The sequence below is a fragment of the Shewanella mangrovi genome (assembly GCF_000753795.1).
In the GTDB taxonomy this organism is placed as follows: Bacteria; Pseudomonadota; Gammaproteobacteria; order Enterobacterales; family Shewanellaceae; genus Shewanella; species Shewanella mangrovi.
In genome coordinates, this window is the sequence record NZ_JPEO01000014.1 from 38578 (window position 1) to 57219 (window position 18642).

Annotated in this window: 12 protein-coding genes; 7 read left to right on the forward strand and 5 right to left on the reverse strand. The window is 47.9% G+C overall.

All coding sequences use genetic code 11. The features are described from left to right. Positions 1-47 precede the first annotated feature (47 nt). On the forward strand, positions 48-515 hold the full coding sequence (locus HR45_RS14390; protein ID WP_037444246.1) for an EVE domain-containing protein: 468 nt from the start codon (positions 48-50) through the stop codon (positions 513-515). Next, a complete protein-coding gene (locus HR45_RS14395; RefSeq protein WP_037444249.1) occupies positions 515-829 on the forward strand; it encodes a hypothetical protein in 315 nt (104 codons plus the stop codon). Before HR45_RS14390 ends, HR45_RS14395 begins: the two co-directional genes overlap by 1 nt. 89 nt (positions 830-918) lie before the next feature. Here HR45_RS14395 and HR45_RS14400 read toward each other — a convergent pair whose 3' ends face one another. Further along, positions 919-2574 (reverse strand): dipeptidyl-peptidase 3 family protein, encoded by a 1656-nt coding sequence (locus HR45_RS14400; protein ID WP_037444252.1) that lies wholly within the window; start codon positions 2572-2574, stop codon positions 919-921. Positions 2575-3075: 501 nt separating this feature from the next. On the opposite strand from HR45_RS14400, the gene HR45_RS14405 reads away from it, so the two are divergent. After that, a complete protein-coding gene (locus tag HR45_RS14405) occupies positions 3076-4965 on the forward strand; it encodes a methyl-accepting chemotaxis protein (RefSeq protein ID WP_037444255.1) in 1890 nt (629 codons plus the stop codon). Positions 4966-5055: 90 nt separating this feature from the next. On the opposite strand, the gene HR45_RS14410 is transcribed toward HR45_RS14405, so the two are convergent. After that, complete coding sequence (locus HR45_RS14410; RefSeq protein WP_081933489.1) at positions 5056-6621, reverse strand: dipeptidase; 1566 nt, start codon at positions 6619-6621, stop codon at positions 5056-5058. Between the two features lie 171 nt (positions 6622-6792). On the opposite strand from HR45_RS14410, the gene HR45_RS14415 reads away from it, so the two are divergent. Further along, a complete protein-coding gene (locus tag HR45_RS14415; RefSeq protein ID WP_037444259.1) occupies positions 6793-8949 on the forward strand; it encodes a M3 family metallopeptidase in 2157 nt (718 codons plus the stop codon). 79 nt (positions 8950-9028) lie between these two features. Here HR45_RS14415 and HR45_RS14420 read toward each other — a convergent pair whose 3' ends face one another. Then, complete coding sequence (locus HR45_RS14420; RefSeq protein ID WP_052074759.1) at positions 9029-10240, reverse strand: hypothetical protein; 1212 nt, start codon at positions 10238-10240, stop codon at positions 9029-9031. Between the two features lie 243 nt (positions 10241-10483). Here HR45_RS14420 and HR45_RS14425 point away from each other — a divergent pair, with 243 nt between their 5' ends. Beyond that, positions 10484-12517 carry an MGH1-like glycoside hydrolase domain-containing protein gene (locus tag HR45_RS14425; RefSeq protein WP_037444261.1) on the forward strand — a complete coding sequence of 678 codons (2034 nt, stop codon included), beginning with the start codon at positions 10484-10486 and terminating at the stop codon, positions 12515-12517. A 68-nt stretch (positions 12518-12585) separates the two neighbouring features. Here the strand turns inward: HR45_RS14425 and HR45_RS14430 are convergent, their stop codons facing one another. Beyond that, positions 12586-13587 carry a family 43 glycosylhydrolase gene (locus HR45_RS14430; protein ID WP_037444264.1) on the reverse strand — a complete coding sequence of 334 codons (1002 nt, stop codon included), beginning with the start codon at positions 13585-13587 and terminating at the stop codon, positions 12586-12588. 1142 nt (positions 13588-14729) lie between these two features. On the opposite strand from HR45_RS14430, the gene HR45_RS14440 reads away from it, so the two are divergent. Beyond that, complete coding sequence (locus HR45_RS14440) at positions 14730-16421, forward strand: GMC family oxidoreductase (RefSeq protein ID WP_063355114.1); 1692 nt, start codon at positions 14730-14732, stop codon at positions 16419-16421. Positions 16422-16448: 27 nt separating this feature from the next. Next, positions 16449-17939, forward strand: coding sequence for an aldehyde dehydrogenase family protein (locus tag HR45_RS14445; RefSeq protein WP_037444270.1), 1491 nt, complete (start codon positions 16449-16451; stop codon positions 17937-17939). Between the two features lie 94 nt (positions 17940-18033). On the opposite strand, the gene HR45_RS14450 is transcribed toward HR45_RS14445, so the two are convergent. Beyond that, a complete protein-coding gene (locus HR45_RS14450; RefSeq protein WP_037444271.1) occupies positions 18034-18564 on the reverse strand; it encodes a DUF4377 domain-containing protein in 531 nt (176 codons plus the stop codon). Between the last annotated feature and the right edge of the window lie 78 nt (positions 18565-18642).

Here is an 18642-nt window from a genome sequence, read left to right on the forward strand (position 1 = left end):
AAAATTCTTAAGCTTTAACGATGATTTACTAATATCTAGGAAGCGCTGTGCGTTATTGGCTATTCAAATCTGAACCTGATGAGTACTCAATTGAAGATTTACAACAGTCGGCACAACAAGGCACCTGTTGGTTTGGCATTCGCAATTATCAGGCTAGAAACTTTTTAAGAGACGAATTGCAGCAAGGTGATCAACTATTCTTCTATCACTCAAGCTGTAAACAACCCGCCATAGTGGGAACGGCATCGATCATAAGTCACAGCTACCCTGACCCAACAGCCTATGATCCGCAATCAAGCTATTTCGATATTAAGTCAACACCTGAGCAACCACGTTGGTTTGCAACAGATATTCAATGGCGTTCAACCTTTCATCAGCCGGTGACCTTGGCAGCGATGAAACAACATCCGGCACTAAATGGGATGTTTCTGATTAAAAAAGGAAATCGTCTCAGTATTCAACCTGTTTCAGAAGCCGAATGGCGATTGATAAACGCGTTAGGAGAAGCATCATAATGGACGCAATAAAAAGACCGTTGGTCACCTTAGTCACTGCAATTGCGCTGTTATCACCAACAGTCGCATTTGCTAAACATGATCATGGCGAGTTACCGCCTGGGCTACAGAAGAAAGCCGCCCAAGGCAAACCGTTTCCACCGGGATGGCAAAAACGCTATCATCGCGGTGATGTTCTTGAGCGTGATATCTATGATAGAGGACGTATCGTTGTACCGTTAGACGATAAAGGCCTGATTACCGTCAATATTGAAGGTACCTTATTTCGCTTGAACCAAACGACCCGCGAGATCATCGATATCTTAAGCCGTTAGTTTTTGGGACCAGATAATGAAAAAGCAGCGAGCTAAATTGATAGCTTCGCTGCTTTTTTATCGAGCTTAAGATAACGCTACGTCATCGATTAAATATGATCTGGATAGAGAGGTTGAATGTCGACTGGCACATCGCCCAAACTGGCATTGACTGCACGCACGCCATCATCAATGTGACCGTATTTGGTTAAGAAGGCTTTGGCTTCTTGATAATTACCATCCCCCTGCACGACCACCACATCGTGTACCAGATCTGTGATAGCTTGCTCTAACTTGTCGAAGTCAATTTTGTACAAACCATCAGCTTGACGAGTCAACGCACCTTTATCGACATAGTAACTATATTGGAATGCAGCGCCGATACCGTGAGCTTCATGCACGCCAAAACGCATCGAGCGGAACAAACCTGCGGCATAAGTCGCAAGCAGATTGTTTTTTTCTGCCATCGGCAGCTCACCTTTCTTCATCAAAAATAGAATGTTGTAAGCGCCCATTACGTCTGCTTTGCCTTCTTCAATGCCTGAGTACAACTCTTGCAGTTCAGCGGCTACCGTGGTGGGTTTACCGTTTTTCACAATAGAACCAGGGCCTAATGAGTGTGACAACTCGTGGAACAGGGTTTCGTAACCAAAGTACTGCTGATCCAACAACTTGGCTTGTTCTGGAATCAAAATGTGCTGCGCCATGGGCTTCATAATGCGCTCAAATTTGGCCGCCATCACGTTGTTGAGCAATACCTTTTTCGCGCCTTTAGCTTCACGTACTTTTTCATCATTTGGCAGGTTAAAGGCAATGGTCTGCACGCCTGGTACGTTATCGCCACCGCCTTGGATTTGATCTGCTACCGCTATCGGTGATTCAAAACCACGCTTAAAGTTTTTGTAGCTGTCATCCACCGGCAAGTTGGCTTCCATATCACGCAGATATTTCTTAAAGCGATCTAACTTGGCAGATGCATCAGGGTCTTTGATCGTCACAAAGGCCTCAAACGCCGTTTTGTAGCCAAACAAGCCATCGGTATAGTTTTCATAAGGGCCAATCGCCACTTCAATTGGGGTATCTTTCAGATCCATCCAGGCGATTTCAGAGGTGAAATAATCATCGGTACGGAACGCATGGGCGCGCAGCACTAGGAATTTTTTCAGGCTTGGGTTCTTAGTAATCAGCGCTGCGTCTTCCAACAGTTTGGCCGCTGGTTCTAGCCATTTGGCGTAATACTGTGAATAAGGGATTGCGACCAACTTATTGCCGTCACGACGGATTACGGTGTACAAGCTAGTAAATGCCGCTTTATCTTCTGGATGCTTGGCAATCCAGTCATTGAATTCTTTTTTGGTGATGTCCTGTGGATAGAAACCAGCACCCGGTGCATTTTTCTTATCGCCAAAGAATGGACGTCCAGCCGCCAGCGTATCCCAAGGGCCGAAGTGCTCATCGAACATATTCAGCAGTAGTGATTTATCTGAGGCGTTAGAACTGGCAATTTGCGCACGGATTTGAGGGTTTTGTTCGTTGATTTGACGCAAGTAGATTTCACTCATCAACTTGGCCGCTTTAATCAACTTATTGACGACTTGTTTCTCTTCATCGTTCAGAAATGCAGTATTAACGGGCATTTGAACTGGCACTATCTTGTTGCGTTGCTGCTGTAGATTATAGTGTTCGGCTTGAGGCTCAGCGAAAATTGCCGTCGATGGTAATGCTAAAAAACCTGCTAACGCGAGGGAAATAAGGGATTTTTTCATGAATAACTTCCTTTCATCAGCATCAGATGATGCACGCCACAATCATGTTTAATGTGGTCTTATTCGTAAAAGCATTGCACCGCAGCAGCCAAAGGTGCTGCGCTAGGCGCTCATTATTGAGAAGCAGAACGCCGCTGTCCAGTGCAATGCCTGTCTCAGGTGCTATCCATCCGCCCACAATCAGCCCAATTAACCGCAATTGATGAAATTGACACAAGGGACATTAATCGATGAAAAGCACTAATCGCCAACGGCTTAAGTACACAAATAAGCATGCTGTTGCAGCTGCTCATTCGCCAAAGCCGGATTAACGAAATTTCAGCAAACATTCATATCCATCAGACAAAGGTAAATTGTGATACTTTTTTACACATTTGTACGATCAAAACCCCAATTATGCGGCGCTCCTTTGTTCCTTTCTTTGCCTAGATGCAATATCCTGCTCCAGGCTCATTATTCTAATTAAATATTTAAAAATAGTTTTTATCCTGGGAGAAAAAGGTGCTACGTGACTTAGCGATGAAATACAAACTTGGTCTCGGCTTCGGTGCCGTGATCCTGCTAACCATGGTCGTTGGCGGATTTGCCATGTGGGCAATTTCAACGATCGAATCCCACGTCAAACAACAAGAAAGTGTCTCTGAATTTAGCCAAAGAATCAGTGATGCTGATGCCGCTGGCAGTGACTTTGTGAATACCTTTAACGCTAAGTTCGCTGACAAAGTTGATGAGCGCCTAGATCGCGCTGTCACCATGATTAAGGCATCACAGGAAATCATCACTGATGCAGATCTGCAGGAGATGTTAGTCAAGAACCTGCGTATGATTGAAGACTACAAACTATTGTTTGGCGACGTGCGCGATGGCGTTGATGAAAAAGTCGAAACCGAGAAGAGCTTGCGTCAGGATGTTAAAGTTGCCAATCAGATGATGGAAAACCTGCGCAACTTGATCAGCAATAGTTCTGCCGAAGTCGAACAAGCCTACGCCGAATTAGGTCTGTCGTATTATCGTGCGCGCTACAATGCGATTGCGATTTTATTAGGTGAAAGTTCAACCAGCGCCTTGGATAAGAGTGTTGAGCAGTATACCGACAGCTACGAAAAACTGCATGATCTGTTGAGCACTGACGAGCAGAAAGCTGCGCTCGAAAAAGAACATGAAGCCTTTGAAAGCTATCTGGAAAAAGCAACAGATATCAAAGACATTCAGGATACCTTGCACAGTGATCAGCAGACCCTTAGCGCACAGGCGCAAAAAATGCTGAGCTTCGGTAAGCAGCTAGGCGACAAATTACAGGCCGAACGTGATGCGGTAACACAGCGCGTTTATGTTCTGGTCGTTATTGCTTTAGTGGTGTCAGTTATCATTGGACTATTAGCCACTACGATGATCACCAGTCGTTTAATCGCGCCTTTAAACGAAGTGCTTAATCTTGCCCGCCGCATCAGTTCAGGTGACTTAACGCAAATCAGCATTAGTAAGCGCAAAGACGAGTTTGGACAACTGCTTGAAGCGATGGACTCAATGCGCGCTAACTTGCGTGATGTTGTTAGCCAAATTCAGCAAAGCGCCCAACAAGTATCAGCTTCAGCGACCGATTTATCTGCGGTTACCGAGCAAACCAGTGCCAGTGCCAATCGTCAGAAGCTTGAGACCGATCAAGTGGCCACCGCCATGCACGAAATGACGCTGACTGTGGCTGAAGTCGCTCGCAATACTGAATATGCCGTCGACGCGATCCGCAAAACTGATACTGAAACGGCACAGGCTAATCAGATTGTGACTGACACAATCACTCAAGTGAACGGCCTCAGCAAAGAGATGCTGCAGTCGTCTTCATCCATGAGCGCCGTGGTAGAAAGTTCTAACCACATTGGCAGCATTATGGATGTGATTAAGAGTGTTGCTGAGCAAACCAACTTACTCGCGCTTAATGCCGCCATTGAAGCCGCCCGCGCCGGTGAATCCGGCCGCGGTTTCGCAGTGGTTGCTGATGAAGTGCGTAACCTTGCTCAACGTACTCAAGAGTCGACGACTGAAATCGAGCAGTTAATTGTGCGCTTGCAGCAAGAGGCAGGTACTGCAGCCAAGCAAGTGACCAACAGTGAAGCGACGACCAATAAGCTGGTCGAGCTGATTGAACGCGTGGGTTCAGCACTGGGCAATATTTCCGGCTTAACCAGTGAAGTGAGCGATATGGCACAGCAAATTGCCACCGCCTCAGAAGAACAAAATAGTGTTGCAGAAGAGATTAACCGCAACATTATTCATGTTCGTAATGATACTGAGCAAACGGCTGCCGCCAACGTTCAAACAGCGCAATCGAGTCAGGAACTCGCAGGGCTTAGCCGCAATATGCAAAAAGCGGTATCGGGTTTTAGTGTGTAAATAAATCCCAAACTAAACCACATTAAAAAACGGCTGAGGTTTGCACCTCAGCCGTTTTTATTAGTGTCTCAATCAAGCCACACCGTGTCGTTACTGTTTGACCGCTAGCTCTACCATCGCCGCGGTGTACATTTTCAAATTCAGTTGCAACTGCTTACGGGTAATAAACTCATGCTCGCTATGACCGGTATATTCCACGCCCGGCATGGCAGGACCAAAACTGAGTGCATTAGGGAACAACTTACTGTTAGTCGAGCCACCGATCGCCACCGGTTTGGCACTCTGAATGCCACTGAAATGGGCGAACACATCCAGCAAAGTTTGCAGTTGCGGCGCATTCTGCATCACCATAGGCTCTCCCCAGTAGTTGTGACTATTGAGCAGGTTAACATTGTGCTTTGCTTGCCATGCTGTTAACGCAGCCTCAGTTTGCTGCTTTAATGTTTCCGGGGTTTTACCAATTGGGCGACGCAGATTTAGCGTGATATCACTGCCGCTGGCTTGCTGTTTGACTACCGTTACGGCGAGCGACATCGGTCCCATAAAGGCATCGTCATAGGCAATATCACCGAATTTTTCCGCATATAAGCCAGTGCCCACCAGCTCATTGATAAATGCCACAGTCATTGACGCTTGGGTTTTCGGCCAAGTGACATTGCTCAGCAAATCCGCCAAATAACTTACCGCATTAATACCAGCTTCCGGCGTAGATGAATGAGCTGATTTACCATCAGCGGCAATCAGCAACGTGCCCGCTTGCTGTGAAAATTGGTAGTGCATATGGCTGTGCTCAGCTTGCGCGGCAGCTAAAGCTTTTAACTGTTCGATAAGCGCCGCAGTTGGCTTTGCAATCTCAGCCCGCGCCTGCTGCGGAATTTGGCTTGCAAACGAACCACCGCTAAACCCGGTAAGCGTGTTTTCGCCGGCCGGCGTCGCCATCGCTGGCACTGTGGTCGAAATTTGGCTCCAGCCTTTTTCTGCGGTCACCACCGGATATTCGGCATCAATGGTGACATTAATATCGCCCGGCTGATAGGTTTGCAAAAATGCTTTTAGCGGCTCCCAATCTGACTCTTCACCGAGATAGATCATCAGCTCGATACGGCGTTTTAACGGCAACCCCGCATCTTTGATAGATTTCATGGCATAAAGTGCCGTCGCAATCGGGCCTTTATCATCTTCGGTACCACGGCCAATGAGTTTGCCCGGCTCAGAGGTAGTATCCATATCGTAAGGGCTTTGCTGCCACAAGCTTGGATCCGCTGGTTGCACATCGCCATGGGTAATAATGCCAAGTTTATGCGCACCGCCGCCTTTATCTTCACCTAAGCCCACCAGCAACACATAACCATGATCGCTGTAATCAAACCCCAGCTCGGCGGCTTTGGCTTTGACTGCCGCCTTAAAGCCTAAGAATTGAGGATTATCGTTCGGCGTCAGGTTATCGACTCGCACCGTGTTAAAACTAACGAATTCGGCCAGCGTTTGTTCCATAGCCCCCGCATAATGACGCACACTATAATCGGCACTGCGCTGTGCTAACGGGCTCACGTGTTGCCCATTTCCAGTCGGAATAGTGGTGCCACCGGTATTTGCGATTGCGGCTGACGAAAGCGCCGCGGTAACCGCAGCAGACACAAGGAGTTGTTTCAACATTCTTTTTCTCATATTCATTATGACAACCCAAAACTATCGCTATCTTGCCACAAGGTCGCGGCACATAAATCAAAGTAAAAACCTTGTTACAACTTTGGCTGCACAATCGCCAGCAAATCATCAGCACACATGTTATCTATGGGGCAAATAGCAAGACACAACGAGGATGGAATGAAAGTCAGCCACACCCTATTTGCCGCCAGCGTCATCATGGCGCTCAGTAGCACCTGCTTAAGCGCCGCAGAAACCAGCAGCAAAGCGCAATCTGTCACCATGGAGAGCCAAGGACTGGTGCGCGTTAATCCGTTTTTCCATCCTTGGGGCACCTATCTTGAAATTCCTGATTTCGCGCGTATCCGCGATAGTGACTATCTGCCAGCCTTTGAACGTGCATTAAAAGAGCGCGCACAAAATATCAAAGCCATTACTGAGAATCCTGCGCCCCCCTCGTTTTACAACACGATTTTGGCGATGGATAACGCGGGCCCCTTATTGAGCAAAGTCTCGCTGGTGTTTTATGGCCAACGCTCCGCCAATCCAAATGCCGAGATAAAGGCACTATCGAAAACACTAGCGCCAATGTTGTCAGCAGCAAGCGACGATATTTACCTCAACGACGAGTTGTTCAAACGGGTAAAGGCCGTGTACGACAGTCGCGACACCTTAAAACTCAACGAAGCACAGCAGCGCTTGCTAAAAGATACCTATCTGAGCTTTAGCCGTGGTGGCGCCAATCTCAACGCACAAGATAAAGCTAAACTGCGCGATATCAACAGTGAGCTGAGCGAGCTAAGCCTGAGTTTTCGTGAGAACATTTTGGCCGACACCAACGCCTTTAAACTGGTGATCGATAACAAAACGGATTTGGCTGGCCTGCCGGATGACATTATCGCCGCAGCCGCTACTACGGCAGCTAAAAAAGGCCTAGACGGCAAATGGGTGTTCACCATTCAGAAGCCTTCGTACATTCCGTTTATGACCTACGCAGACAACCGCGAACTGCGCCAGCAAATGTATCAGGCATATACCACCCAAGCAGATCATGATGACGCACATGACAACAAAAAAATCCTCGCAAAAATCGCCTCGCTGCGGGTTGAGCGAGCGCATCTGCTGGGTTATCGCAGCCACGCGGATTTCGTGATGGAAGAGCGCACCGCGCAAAAACCTGAAAACGTCTATGCCCTGCTCGACAAACTATGGCCAGCAGCACTGGCAAAAGCCAAAGATGAACGCGCCCAGATGCAGGCACTAATTAATGCCGCACCCAAGCCATTCAAACTCAAAGCCTGGGATTGGCGCTACTATGCCAATAAAATTCGCGCTGAAAAGTATGATTTTGATGAGCAACAAACCAAGCCGTATTTCTCGCTCGACAACACCCTTAAAGGCGTGTTTTATACCGCCAAACGTTTGTACGGTTTAGAGATTACTGAACGTAGCGATCTGCCGAAATATCATCCTGACGTTCGCACCTTTGAAGTAAAAGATAAAGATGGCAGTGTGCTCGGCATCTTTATGGGCGATTATTACGTACGCGATAACAAACGCAGCGGCGCATGGGCCAGCCCGTATCGTAAACAGCAGATGGTCAATGGCAAGCGCGTCGCGCCGATTGTGGTGAACGTGCTCAACTTGGCAGCGCCAATCAACGGCAAACCTACTTTGCTGACGTTTGATGAAGCCAGCACTGTGTTCCACGAGTTTGGTCACGCACTGCACCATCTGTTGTCGAACGTGCAATACAACTCGCAAGCTGGCACGGCAGTACCGCGTGATTACGTCGAATTCCCATCGCAGGTGAATGAAAACTGGATGACCGAACCGGAAGTGTTGGCCTACTTTGCCCACAACATCGATACCGATGAAGTGATCCCCCAAGCTCTTGTTGATAAAGCACTGGCCGCGGGCAAGTTCAACCAAGGGTTCAACACCGTGGAATACCTTGCCGCTACTAAGCTGGATCTGGACTGGCACAGTCTGACTGACAGTAAGTTACGTGATGCCGCCAAATTTGAGCAAGCGTCACTGGCGAAAATGGGCCTGATTGAGGAAATTCCGCCGCGCTATCGCAGCACTTATTTCGGCCATATCTTCTCAAGCGGTTATTCGGCCGGATATTACTCCTACATTTGGGCCGATATTTTAGGCGCCGATGCGTTTGAAGCGTTTAAAGAACACGGCATTTTCGATAAAGCGACGGCCGATGCGTTCCGCTACAAACTGCTATCTAAAGGCGGAAGCCGCGATCCGATGCAGATGTACCGTGATTTCCGTGGCAAAGATGCGGATATCAAACCACTGCTAAAAAGTCGTGGCTTGTTGTAACCATTGACGCGCCCCCTCATAAAAAACGCTGGCATAGGGTTATGTCAGCGTTTTTTTATTGCGGGAAAGTAAAATCGGCTTAGTCCGTGCTGGCGCTACCGGCAATCGCCACAGTCTTTGCGTCTTCGGCCGCTATGTGCGCGCGAAGTGTTTTAGCGTTATCGTAGGGATTTGCCTGACACACAAATAAACCAATCTGCTCATAGCCCCCCATCATCTGGGTTTTCGGTAAAAACTCCACATACAAGCCGCAACCAGGTCCGTTGTTGATGATCATGTTAAAGGCGGGTTCCATGCCCATGTCCGTCATCAGTTGCATAATGGCGCGTATCGCCTGTTGAATCCCGAGCGCTAACTGCCACAACTCATCATCATCCAGTTGATGCAAATAGCGTTTTTGACAGTCTTTAAAAATCAGCAACATATCTAACGGCCGCTTCATAAAGTAAGGCACCATCAACTGCAGCTCGCCATAATCTTTGACCAGTAATTCGGCCGGGTTTTCCTCAATCATGTACTGGCTAAAGGCGCGATCATGGCGCTTGCGAAAACAGAGATTATTAAAGAAGTGCTGCGGCAAAATATTGCTGTAGGCAATTTGCTGATGACCATGCACTAACGACGCGCCGGCACTGGCGCCATAGTTTTTGATGATCGACACATAACCGCTCACCTGCTTATCTTCCATCAGCTTACCCGATTGCGCCATAAAGTCGGTGGGCTGATACAGCAGCGTTGCCTCCACCGCGGCCAAACGCCGTAAACAGATAATGGCGTCGGCTAACGGCAGATTATGCCAATCCCGCTCATGTATTGATGAAGTCCACTGCAACAGATGAAAACCATAGGAGGCGCGACCTTGATGGTACGGGTCTTGGTGCTGAAAATAGTCCGGCAGCTCATCGGGGATATATTCAATCGGATGAAATATCGGATAGAGGTTCTTACTGATAAAGGTAAAGCCTTCGCTCTGCTCGGCAATATCGATAATGTCTGCGCTCTGGCCATTACAGATTGGACAGGGCTTTTCCGCGACATGATGCGCCATATGGTCTGTTGCTTGAGATGATGCCCTAGTCGCCGCGTGGGTCATTGGCCGCTTTGCTCGGGCCGAGTTATATACCACCAGATTGCCGTTGCGCGGGTCGATTTGGCACACTCCATCGGGGGCAAACAGCTTTAGTTGTGGATCGTTACTGATGTGTTGTAACAACTGCTCAAACTGCAGTGTGGTAATGTCGTTACTAATGGCAAGTTGCCGCGCTACGTCCAACGAAAACGCCTGAGTCATCGATAGTTCCTTACCCATCTGCCGGAAAATGCCATTCAAGTATAGCCAGCTTTAACGGCTATTTTTTTACCGTTCCGCCAGTTATCACTGAGCTTAGCCCCATGACGAAAGTGTATTTTCTCGTCAGCTCACCTTTTCTCTCAACAAATTTTGGCGTAAAACGGTATGCTATTTTGTATTACAAATAGTGCGATTTAAAAATAGCACATCACAGATCATGACATCTCTTTGCAGGAAGCACCTATGCATAAGCTAGCCCTATCAATGGTGGCTGCGCTTTGCTGTTGTACCCATGTATCAGCAAGCCAAAGCGTCTTAGTCATTAATGAACACCAAAGTGCCGTTGCTCATTTCGGGAACGATGCTGCTTGGTATGAACACAACATCCCCTTTTTTGAAGCCTCTGATCCGCTGCTGCAAAAAATCTATTACTACCGCTGGCAACTGTTCCGCGCCCATCAACGCGATTTGGGTGCCCGTGGTTATATCTCCACCGAGTTTTTAGATGATGTCGCTTGGCAACTGGAACCTTGGGCCAGCCTCAACGATGCCACCGTGTTTCATATTCTAGAAGGCCGCTGGCTGCGCGACCGCCGCTACACCAGTGATTACATCAACTTTATGTACCAAGGCGGTAACGATCGCCATTTCTCGGAAGCAATTGCCGATGCCAGCTATCAAAACTATTTAGTCAATGGCGATAAAGCCTTGCTGCTAAAACAGCTGCCGCAAATGCAGACCATCTATGATGCGTGGCAAGATCACTTTGATGACAAGCAAGGACTGTATTGGGTCGAGCCGATTGCCGATGCCACGGAATACACCATCTCATCGATTGATGCCTCCGGCGGCAAAGATGGCTTTTTTAAAGGCTTTGCCTTTCGCCCGACCATCAATAGCTACATGGTGGCCAATGCGCGTGCCATCGCTAACATCGCTGATCTAGCGGGTAATAAGCGCCTTGCCGCCGACTATCAGCAACGCGCTGAAACCCTGCAAGCAACGCTTAATCAAAGCTTATGGAATAGTGAGACGCAGCATTTCACCGATCGCTACCAGCAAGACAATGAGTTTGTCCATTATGGAAAGTTCGTCCGCGGCCCTGAGCTGGAAGGCTATCTGCCATGGACATACAAGCTCGCGCCCGATAACGCGCAATATACAAGCTCATGGCAACAACTGCTGGATCCGCAGCAGTTTGCAGGCCGCTTTGGCTTACGCACCGTCACGCCTGACTATCAATATTACATGAAGCAGTATCGCTACTTCACGCCCACTGGCGCGCCAGAATGCCAGTGGAATGGCCCCGTTTGGCCCTATCAAACGACGCAAGTGCTGACGGCGATGGCCAACTTGCTGGATGATTATCAGCAACACGCTGGCGTGACGAAACACGATTATATGCGCTTGCTTGAGCAATACGCCGCGTTGCATATGATGAACGGCCAGCCGGATCTGCAAGAGGATTATGATCCGGATAACGGCAAAGTGATTGTTGGCCTCGACCGCAGTCATCACTACTTCCACTCCGGCTTTAATGATTTGATTATCTCCGGCTTGGTGGGTATTCGTCCGCAGCCGAATAACAGTGTGGTGGTTGCCCCGTTAGTGCCTAATAGCGGTGACGGCGCGCTAGATTATTTTGCCTTACAAGATGTGCCCTATCACGGCCACCAAATTACCATCACCTTTGATAAAACCGGTCAACGTTATCCAGAGCAAGGCTTAACAGTATATGTGGATGGCAAAGCCGCAGCCCACAGCAAAACGATAGCCCCTCTGAAGATTAACATTGAGCAAGCGCCGCTTGTGGCGGTGAAAGCACCGATAAATTTGGCGGTGCAGTTGGATAAGCAAGGTTTTCCCAAAGCAAGTGCCGCAAGCAATCAAGATCCCATCAAACTACATCAAGCAATTGATGGCCGCGTGTGGTTCTTTCCAGAATTAGCCAACGGATGGGATGCTCGCAATCCCGACACAAACTCCAGCAGGAGAACAGAAAATTGGTATCAAGTGGATTTTGGTAAAAACGTCAGCCTCAGTCAGGCTGAACTGAGCTTTTTTGCGAAAGACCGTGGTTTTGCTGCACCGCGCCGTTACCAGCTGCAAGCTTGGGTCAATCAACATTGGCAAACGGTTGCTGAGCACAAATCGCCGTACGCAGATGGCATTAACCATGACCATTTCGCCACAGTAACCACCAACAAACTGCGGGCAGTGTTTGATATTCCTGTCGGTAAATCCATGCGTTTAGTGGAGCTCAAAGCATTTCAGTAAACCCTGTATATGCCACAAAAAAGCCAGCGCTCTTATGAGGCTGGCTTTTCATTTTCAACTCGACTGACTTAATAAAGCTCGAATAACGGTTTGCCGTCAGCGTCGAACTTCACTTCTAACACGCGCGCATGACGGTTTGGATCGTAAAGCGGGTCTTTCTTGATCTCTTCCAACGGACGTGTATCGGTTTTGGGTACTACCGCTGGGTCGCCAACGGCTTCTTCGTAATCACGCGCGTGATAGATACACAGCGGCGTCACATCATCTTCAGCTACGGTGAAGCTGTTATGGCCGGGGCCATAGATTTTCTTGTCGTAGTCGGTGCCGAGTACTGGCTGGCGGGTTTTCTTCCAGGAGTTACGGTCCAGCAGATCTGAGTTTTCATCCGCTTCCATATAGCCCATGCAATAGCACGCACCGGTGGCACTGGCCGAGAAAGTAATAAAAATTTTGCCGTCGTGTTTCAGTACTGCCGGGCCTTCATTCACCCAAAAGTCCACCCGTTCCCAATCGTAATCTGGGGTGGTCAACATAAACTGCGTGGTTTTCAGCTTAATCGGTGATTCCATCTCAGCCAGATACAGGTTCGATGCGGCAAACTGGCCGCCGGTTTTCTCTGCCCAGCAGAAATAACGCTTACCTTGGTTTTCAAAGATGGTGGCATCGAGCGAGAAGTCGATAAACGATTTGTTATCACCATCGGCCGCTTGCATCATGCCCAGCTCAAGCCATTCATCATTCAATGGATCTTGGCCTTGGCATTCCAATACATAAGGACGCAGTGCCCAGATATCATCTTCTTGGCTTGCAGCAAAGTAGATGTACCATTTGCCATCCAGATAATGGATCTCTGGCGCCCAAACATGGCGGCTCATTGGGCCGGCATCATGCTTAAACCACACATCAAACGTCTCGGCGGTTTGCAAACCCGCTAAGGTTTTTGCGCGGCGTAATTCGATACGGTCGTATGTAGGAACTGAGCCAGTGAAGTAATAAAAGCCATCGGTGTGCTTGTACACAAATGGGTCGGCGCGCTGTTCTACTAACGGGCTGTTTGTTGCAATCGTCATTCTCAACCTGCCTATTACGGGAAAAATTTTGCCAATTGTATTACTTTTGGCGTTCAGCTCAAAGTAGTGAATGCAATTCAATAGCTTGTAATGGGTGCTGTGCGAGCTAACTCACACAGCGATTCATTCATCAGGCAGAAATACTGATGGCGGCATTTAAACAACAATAGTGTGAAAAATATTTATCCGTTATATCAACATGACAACTTAAAAAGTATTGAAACATACTTTTTAAGTATTAATCGGTATTAATCTTAAATATAGCAACGGCAAATTTCAAAATGAGAAATGTTAATAGTCGCCACGTTACAAATTAAAAAATAATTAATGATACTAATTAAAAATTTTCTCTATAAACAATAACGATTTTTGTTGAAAAACGGTTAAATAACAGCTGACATATCTAACAGTTCCCATGGTGAATACTGCAAGACAGGTTCAGTTAAAGATTAACGAGAATGACATTAAAAGCACCACGATACCAAGTGATATAAATATGCTCGAGAAATGTCATATCACCGCTATTATCGCGGTCGCATTTTTGGTAAGCCTTCTGAACTTCAACTATGCCTCCGTCAGTCATAACGCACAATAAACCAATTGAAATTAATTACTTAAAAGATAAGGCATGGCAAATCCTTGGCGAAAAAGGATAATGCTTAACGTCGATAACCGCGTAATTTCTACACAAAGCCATCAATACGATATTGCACTCCACATGAGATAAACTGCTTTCATACATCAATATCTCAAGCCGAAAAACAGCAATACCTAACATCTATGAAATCTTATAGGTAAATTGGCAATGCAAAAAACAGAATGGTTTAAACAATTAAATGCAACAGTTAGCCATTGAATGAAAAATATTTGTTAAAACTTAATCAGTTAATACGCACTCATTTACTACCAAACTTAATATCAATGCTTAAAAAAGGTGTTTGAGATCACATTTTTTTGGGATTAAGATATTTACACCGAATACCTGCCAATATTCCAAATGGCCCGTAACAATAGCGCAAAGCTATTTTAAATAAGATCTTCAATCATCGAATATCAATTACGGGAATTGCAGTGCACCGATGGATATCGGCAAACCTAACATTAATTTTGTCGCGCTTTGCGCCCATCAAAGGAATGAAGTTATGACTACCAATTCATATGACTACATCATCGTCGGCGCCGGCTCTGCCGGATGTGTTATTGCATACAACCTATTAACCCGTAAAAAAGGCACAGTGCTGCTGCTGGAAGCTGGCGGTAACGACAATAACCTGTTCATTAAAGCCCCAGGCGGCATGGCCTTGGTAATCCCTAAAAAATCTTGGCCTTACATGGCTGAACCAGAACCTTACACCCAAAACCGCAACATGGATGTGCTGCAAGGTCGCGTACTGGGTGGCGGTTCATCCATCAACGGTATGGTGTATGTGCGCGGTCAACGCTCTGACTACGATGCATGGGAAAACGAATTCGGCGCAGCAGGCTGGAACGGCGACACCATGCTGCACTACTTCAAAAAAGCCGAAAACAATGAAGCGATGGCTGACGAATACCACGGCAACAAAGGCCAACTGTTCGTGTCTGAAAACCGCTATCGTCACCCAATGAGTGATGCGTTCGTGCGCGCTGGCCAACAAGCCGGTTATGACTACATCGTTGACCACAACGGTGCCCGTATGGAAGGTGTTGGTTTCTATCAAACCACTACGCACAACGGTGAACGTGCATCAACAGCCCGCACTTATCTGAAACAAGTGCGCGATGATAAAAACCTGACCCTTGAGCTCAACGCCATGGTGTCACGGGTAGAAATTGAAAATGGCCGCGCTACCGGCGTGACTTACAAAGTGCACGGCAAAGAGATTACCGCCACAGCCAAACAAGAAGTGATTGTCTCCGCTGGTGCGATTGGTTCTGCCAAAGTGCTGCAACTGTCAGGTGTTGGCCCAGCCGATGTACTGAAACGTGCTGGCGTAAAACAAAAACTGGAACTGCCAGTCGGCAAAAACTTCCACGACCACTTGCACATGTCAGTCAACGCCACCATCAAAGAACCTATCTCTTTGTACGGCCAAGACAAAGGTTTGAAAGCGCTCGGCCACGGTATCGAATGGGTATTTAGCCGCTCAGGTGTGTTGACCTCACCTATTTTGGAAGCATTTGCCTTTATCGACAGTACCGGCTCAGGCAAACCTGATGTGCAGTTCCACTTCCTGCCAATTCTTGATACTTGGGATGACCCAGATTTGAACCAAAAAGGTCGTACCCACGGTGTAACCATTAAAACCGGTCACCTACAACCAAAATCACGTGGTGAAGTGGAAATTCGCTCCGCCAATCCAGAAGAGTTGCCACGTATTCGTGCCGCTTATTTGGAAAAAGAGGAAGACGTTCAAGGCCAAATCCGCGCCACCAAACTGGCACTGAAATTCTTTGAACAACCCGCACTGAAAGAACACGTGGTTGAAGTATTTAACCCAACCTGTAGCGCCGATGACGATGCCGCCATCGAAGAATATGTACGCCGCGTATCACGCACTGTGTATCACCCAGTCGGTACTTGCCGTATCGGCCAAGACCCAGCCACTTCAGTGGTTGACCCAGAGCTGCGCGTACACGGCATTAAAGGCTTACGTGTAGCTGACTCTTCGGTAATGCCACACATTCCAAGTGGTAACACCAACGCCCCAACCATCGCCATTGCTGAAAAAGCCAGTGACTTGATTTGTGGTGTGAAAGACCCACTTGGCAGCCAAACGCTGGCTGCAAAAGCTAAAACAGCCAAACCTGCCGCCAAAGCGCGCGAAGCCGAAGCTGAATTAGCAGTGAAATAAATTTTTAGACGATAAGGACATTTTATTATGGCTACTGTAGAGCTACTTCCTGAAGTCAAAGCGTTTCTTGCGCGTCAACAAGGTCACTTCATCAATGGTAAAGCTGTGCCTGGCTCAGCCACCGACCGTGAAGAGATCCGCAACCCTGCTAACGGTGAACTGGTTAGCACCGTTGCCCGTGCAACGCCTGAAGAAGTAGAGCAAGCAATTGCCTCTGCGCACGCTGCCTTCAAAGGTGAATGGGCGGAAACTACCCCAGCACAAAAAGAACGTATTTTGCTGCGTTTTGCTGACTTGATTGAACAACATGGCGAAGAGATTGCACAGCTAGAAACCCTGCAATCTGGCAAATTGCTGTCGCTGTCACGCATGATTGAGGTGGGTTGGGCGGCAAAATTCCTGCGTTACTACGCTGGTTGGGCGACCAAAATTGCAGGCCAAACCCTGACACCATCGGTGCCATCCGCCAATGGCGAAAAATACACTGCCATGACCCTGCGCGAACCTTTGGGCGTGGTATTCGGTATCATTCCGTGGAACTTCCCAGTAATGATCCCTATCTGGAAACTGGGCGCAGCCTTAGCCACCGGTAACACCGCGTTGCTGAAATCTGCCTCACCGACCCCATTCTCGCTGCTGCGCGTAGCTGAATTGGGTAAAGAAGCGGGTTTGCCAGACGGTGTATTGAACGTGATTAACGGCCCCGGCCGTTTGGGCGACCAAATCATTCCTGACGACCGTATCGCCAAAGTGTCACTGACAGGCTCCGTTCGCACTGGCCACATCATTGCCGATGCCGCCATGAAAGCAAACTTGAAACACGTAACACTGGAACTCGGTGGTAAAAACGCCGCAGGCTTCCTGCCCGATATGAGCGTGGAAGAGATCGTCAACGGCATGTTTGAAGCAGGCTTTATGCACACCGGCCAAATCTGTGCTTCAGCTGAACGTTTCCTCGTGCACACCAGCCAAATCGATGCGGTTGAAGCCGCCATTCGTGAACGCTTAGAAGGCATTGAAGCTGGCGATCCAATGGATGAAAACGCGCAATTCGGCCCCGTAGCGACCGAAGGTCAATACAAGAAAGTGATTGAAGCGTTTGAAACTGCCAGCGCCCAAGGCGACCGCTTTGTGGTTGGCGGTGAAACCTACGACCGCCCAGGCTTCTACGTCAAACCTACCGTGATCCGTCCAAAATCATTGGAAAACGCCTCATGGCGTGAAGAAGTGTTCGGCCCAGTAGCCACCCTGGCTACTTACGACACCGAAGAAGAACTTATTCGCGAAATGAACGACACTCCTTATGGCTTAACCGCATCCATTTGGACTCACGATTTGTCCAAAGCCCTGCGCTTAGTGCCACAAGTGGAAGCCGGTACTGTGTGGGTGAACATGCACACCATCGTTGATCCAAGCGTACCATTCGGCGGCGCCAAAGGTTCAGGTATCGGCCGTGAATACGGCGCAGCCTTTATCGAAGACTACACCGAGCTGAAATCAGTGATGATCCGTTATTAATCGCCCACGCGATTACATCTCTCAAACAGCAAAAAGCGCTTTGGACCTTCACCCAAAGCGCTTTTTTATTCTTTGCTGCGGCCAAACTGAGAACTTAGTTCCAGCCAGTCAAGGTGATGTTGCCATCACCCGCGTATTCAAACGCCAGATTCACTAAACCACCACTATTATTCATTGCCACCAGACCATCACAGTCGGCATCAGCACTGCAGTTAAATGGTTGCCCTAAGAAATAGTAAACATCACCTTGCTTGGTAATCGTTGACGCCATCATTTCAACCAAATCGTACGGATAAGCAGTGCCAACGGCATCTTCAACATCAGAGACAACATTAACCAACTCATATGACATTGATGAACCATCCGCTGGCGGATTTTTGATAGTGGTGACATCCACCGTTAACTCGTAACTGTGCCCCCAAACAAATTCAAACCCCGCAATGGCATCATAGAAATACGTTGGAGAACTGGTATTTGCAGCCAGTAAGCAAAGTTGTTGAGATGTAGCCACACATGGCTGCTTATATGACAAAAACTTGAGGGTTTGTTGGGTTGTATCATCTGAATCGCTACTGCATGACATTGTTAAGGCCGCCAGTAACAAAATGAGCATCCGTTGGAGCATAATATGTCCTTATATATTTATTCCGTAAATGACGAATCCAGCCATATCCTATTTCGTCAACTCCCTTACAACATTAAC